The following is a 386-nucleotide window of genomic DNA, read 5'->3' as shown; positions in this document are numbered from 1 at the left end:
ATCCAACAAGCGATAGCGCAGAAACTGAGCGCTGTCGTCGACCCGACCTTCTCAAACTCCAGTTATGGCTTCCGCCCTGGGCGCAACGCATGGCAGGCCGTGCGTCAGGCACAGGTCTACATGCACAGTGGTAAACGCTGGGTGGTCGACATGGATCTGGAGAAGTTCTTCGACAGAGTGGACCACGATATATTAATGTCGCGAATAGCTCGACGCATCAAGGATATACGGCTATTGAAATTAATCCGCCGCTACCTTGAAGCAGAAAGTGTCGATAGCAATAAAGAGCGGGTTAAGCGGGAGCGAGGAATGCCGCAAGGCGGGCCGTTATCGCCGTTGTTGTCGAATATCTTGTTAGATGATCTGGACAAAGAGCTGGAGCGACG

Annotated in this window: 1 protein-coding gene; it reads left to right on the top strand. The window is 52.8% G+C overall.

Going from position 1 to position 386, the window contains the following annotated elements; translation table 11 throughout:
* On the top strand, nt 1-386 hold a 386-nt coding region (locus Q1A40_RS22980), incomplete at both ends, for a reverse transcriptase domain-containing protein (protein ID WP_300006098.1).

It is taken from the genome of uncultured Cedecea sp. (assembly GCF_947498825.1).
In the GTDB taxonomy this organism is placed as follows: Bacteria; Pseudomonadota; Gammaproteobacteria; order Enterobacterales; family Enterobacteriaceae; genus JGM124.
The sequence above is the reverse complement of the archived record's forward strand: the minus strand, read 5'-3'. Positions and strand labels throughout refer to the sequence as shown.